Origin of the sequence: Nostoc sp. UIC 10630 (genome assembly GCF_010747425.1) — a bacterium.
In the GTDB taxonomy this organism is placed as follows: Bacteria; Cyanobacteriota; Cyanobacteriia; order Cyanobacteriales; family Nostocaceae; genus Nostoc.
Window position 1 is genome coordinate 1 of the sequence record NZ_JAAGOG010000369.1, and the last position, 3,654, is coordinate 3,654.

Annotated in this window: 3 protein-coding genes and 2 pseudogenes; 2 read left to right on the forward strand and 3 right to left on the reverse strand. The window is 37.8% G+C overall.

Translation table 11 applies throughout. The annotated features are described in order from the left end of the window. Positions 1–115: 115 nt before the first annotated feature. Together G1O98_RS37375 and G1O98_RS37380 are read right to left on the reverse strand one after the other, a co-directional pair. Entirely contained in the window at positions 116–1,360 is a 1,245-nt protein-coding gene (locus G1O98_RS37375; RefSeq protein ID WP_163939396.1) for a hypothetical protein, read from the reverse strand. A 438-nt stretch (positions 1,361–1,798) separates the two neighbouring features. Continuing rightward, entirely contained in the window at positions 1,799–2,077 is a 279-nt protein-coding gene (locus tag G1O98_RS37380) for a hypothetical protein (protein WP_243458658.1), read from the reverse strand. A 173-nt stretch (positions 2,078–2,250) separates the two neighbouring features. Between G1O98_RS37380 and G1O98_RS37385 the strand changes: the two are divergent. Together G1O98_RS37385 and G1O98_RS37390 are read left to right on the forward strand one after the other, a co-directional pair. After that, positions 2,251–2,379, forward strand: a pseudogene (locus tag G1O98_RS37385) (ISKra4 family transposase); the annotation flags it as partial. Between the two features lie 63 nt (positions 2,380–2,442). Further along, complete coding sequence (locus tag G1O98_RS37390) at positions 2,443–3,066, forward strand: SMI1/KNR4 family protein (protein WP_163939399.1); 624 nt, start codon at positions 2,443–2,445, stop codon at positions 3,064–3,066. A 198-nt stretch (positions 3,067–3,264) separates the two neighbouring features. Here the strand turns inward: G1O98_RS37390 and G1O98_RS37395 are convergent. Continuing rightward, a pseudogene (locus G1O98_RS37395) lies at positions 3,265–3,654 on the reverse strand (hypothetical protein); the annotation flags it as partial.

Below are 3,654 nucleotides of genomic sequence, written 5' to 3' on the forward strand. Positions count from 1 at the left end.
AATCAAGCAATCACATTAGATTTTCTCTGTGCCGCCTCTGACTTTAGCGACAAATAGAACCTTTGGTGGCTTGATTCTAGGGTGTTGATTTTGTTGGAGAAACCCTCAAAATTCTTCATGCAGTTTCTGTGTTGTTAGTTGAGGCAGAAAACAAAATTCTTCTTTTCGAGAGCATAGATTGACCAATAACTTGAGTCGCCCAGTCTTCAACATCCAAAAAACGGACTGTTTCTAATGCTTCTTTCACAAGAGTAGTTGTCAAATTCATGGTTGATAAACAAATACTCAAAAATATTTGACCTATTTGTTTAAGAGGAGAACGAGAAGAAAAATGCTTGTATTTACCAAATAGCGATTCCAAGACATCAGAAGTAGCTAATAATGTTCGCCCTGATGTGATTTGAGAAATTTCCTGTGTTAAATAGCTAAGAATTTTCTGTGCAAATTCCTCTGTAAAATCCACTTTCATTGTTAAGTGTTGTTGAAAAATGCTGAAAACTTCTTGATTCAGTCCACCAAGTTTAACTTGAGTTTCCACAAAACGGGTCATTTGAACCATTTGGCTCCAATCTCTGAGTAAGTTTTGATATGAAGCTAACCATCCAAACTTATCTGTTAATTTAGTCTTAAGAAGTTCTGGCTCAATATTTGGTACTAAATTGCTTAAAACATCTAGCGGTGAATTCAACAAATTTTCAGCCCACTCTAAAAGTTTTTCTACGTTAAAGTAACGACACTGTGAGCGTTGTGAGGGAGGAGCTAAGAAAGATAGTTCGGTTTGTTGTAGTTGTCTCCGACATTGACCACATTGCTGTATAAAAGACTGATATTTTTCGGAACCTGTTAATTCATGCTTGAGTAACAAAGCCATTGCATGAGTTACATCATACGTATCGATTACATCAGGATGATTCTGTTTATACAGTTTAATTCCTCTTTGAAGATCACTTCCACGGTCAGCAATTATTTGCTTAGGACGACCAAACTTTAGAGTAATCTCCGTCAGTTTCTGCTCTATGAGTTCCCCTTTCGTTGAACGCATAATTTCCAATGCTAGAACTTGGACATCTTGATGTTGTAATCCTCGTCTTGAGGGAAAAACTTCTTCTTCAAGTAGTCGTTCTGAAACTCCCAAGACTACTAGACCTTTCTCGCTTCCTAGCTCTACCGTTAAATCAACAATAAAAATCCAATCATCTCGATATTCTTTTTGTCTATTGAGTTCATACAACCCAATTCGCACTAACCATTTTCTAATACTACTAAAACTAGGAGTCTCCTGTGAAAGCAGTTCTTTATACAAATCAAAAGTCTTCTCAACCCCTCTATAACTACTGCCGCACTCTATGACCTGCTGCACTGAAATTTGAATGGTTTCGACTGAATAATGATGCCCCTTGGCAACTAATTCTCCTTTTGAGTCAATCTCTTTTTTTTTCCAAGTCTGTTTCTATATTCGCTTTGTGTAATTTTTCTTCAGCAACTTTGGCTCGATTTTTCCAATAATCTCTTGATGTAGATAAATCTCTTACTTTTATTTCTAATGCTCTGAGTTTTTTCTATTTTTCCAAGGCTCTCTGCTTCCAATTGTCTCGACCCCTGTGAAATAGCCTTGCCAATCTGCTACTTGGGCTTTTAAACTCTTGCATTGACTTTTATACGCTACATAGTTATTGCATGAGAAGCTATCATCCTCAAGCTCTCAAAGTCAACACCCTAGCTTGATTCCCTTAGTTGTTCATAGTGCTTGTTTCAAAGCTAGCGATTGCATGAAGCATTGCTGTACTGGGCAATAGCGCTACCTCTCCCAATCAACCAACACCCCATCAACACACGCAATACCCCACTGCGGAAACTTCGCCAATAGTTTTTTAACGACAGTTTGCAAAGCAGGATCATCATTCCAGCATTCATGCAAGAAGTCAAAACCCGGATTCTGCCCCGAATTCGCTGCCAATTTGAGTTTCTGCATACGTTCCGGGGGCATATTTCCCCTTGCAACAATCGCCTCATGCGACCATTTCTCAGGATTTGGCACAGGTGCGGCAGAACTTTCACCCTCATTCACCGTTTTCATTTCTCCACCTAAAGCTGAATTTGAACCAACAACATAGCAGAGTGATCCTGTTCTACTTGCCTTGGTGTTTGATTAGTGATCGCCACTTGTTCTCATATCAACAATTCCCACACTAAATACTAAATTTTATTTAGCCACCCAGCAGGAGTTTTCTTTTTCTTATGTGGTTTTGGTCTGCCGAATCTGCTATTAAACAGATTGGAGCAAGGATTAAAATCTCCGGTACACAGTGGAATGTTGAAAGTGTTAACCAAATTCTTTCTGTTCGTTGTGCTTATCTAAATGGTTTGCTTGCTATTTAAGTCTTTATGCCAAAACTGGATGCTCCAGTCTTTCTTTCTTAATTATTGAATGAGGTTAGTTGTATGTCTGAACTTTCAGATAAGCTTGAATATATTTTGGATTGGTTGCAATCTACCAACCTTGAATTTGTTGACTGCTACAATCCTGGATTAAGCCATCAGCAAATTGATGAGATTACCAAGGATTTGCCATTCAAATTATCTGATGAAGTCTATGAACTTTATCAATGGCGAAATGGCATAGCTGACCTTGGCTTTAATAATTATTATCCACTGATCAAATTCTTATTTCCCGAGCAATTGTATAGTTCTGTGCCAATTGAATTCTATAGTTTACAAAACGCGGTTAATAGTTACAAAAGTATTGGAGAAGCTACTAACTATGATGATGTGTATTGGAATCAGAAATGGTTTCTTATTGGTCAATATGAGACCAAAAGAAGCCTTTATATAGTTGGCGATCTGAATCCATCTCCAGTTTATCTCTGGGATGTTGGTTGCCTTGATGATTCACTAAGAGTCTATAAAAGTCTCACAAGTATGATATCTGTAATTGCAGAATGTTGTGAGTTGGGTTTATATCAAGTTATACCGGACAAATACGGAGAAGAAGATGACATGATAATACGAATAGATGAAGACAAGCTGGAAATTGAAAAAGAGATATATCGAAAATATAACTCATAATTATAGGAAATCTGAAGCTGGATAATTTTACTCCGTTATTTAGGAATTTGACGATTCCGTAACGATTGAATTAGCTGGGTTATATGTCTAAACTTATAGATGAACTTGAATACATTTTTGCTAATATTATCCGTCACCAACAGATGTTTTAAACAGTCAATCGTAACATCTTGTTTCATCTGTTTACAAGTGTGATCGCTACTTATTAGACTTCACCAGCACCCCATCCACAACCGCAATCCCCCACTGCGGAAACTTCGCCAAAAGCTTTTTAATCACGATCTGTAAGGCAGGGTCATCATGACAGCATTGTTGGAGGAAGTCAAAACCAGGATTTTCCCCAATCAGAGAAGTTTTCTTTAGTTTCTCCATTCGTAATAGTCTAGCTTGGGATCTAATGGTGATACATTCAGCAGTAAACAACGCCTCACTAGATTTTTGTACCTGATAATTGACTACAGATATATTCCACTGCTTCTCAAACTTGCTGATTGTTGCCCTCATGCTGGCGTAATACTTGCTGTCTAGCAAATATTGAATTACCCACAATGGGGGGCATTCTCCAACGTTTGCTCTATCCAACCATTC

Bases quoted from the DNA above. Each gene is read 5' to 3' on its own strand.
- G1O98_RS37380 (WP_243458658.1), bottom strand. From the start codon at position 2,077: ATGAAAACGGTGAATGAGGGTGAAAGTTCTGCCGCACCTGTGCCAAAT.
- G1O98_RS37390 (WP_163939399.1), top strand. From the start codon at position 2,443: ATGTCTGAACTTTCAGATAAGCTTGAATATATTTTGGATTGGTTGCAA.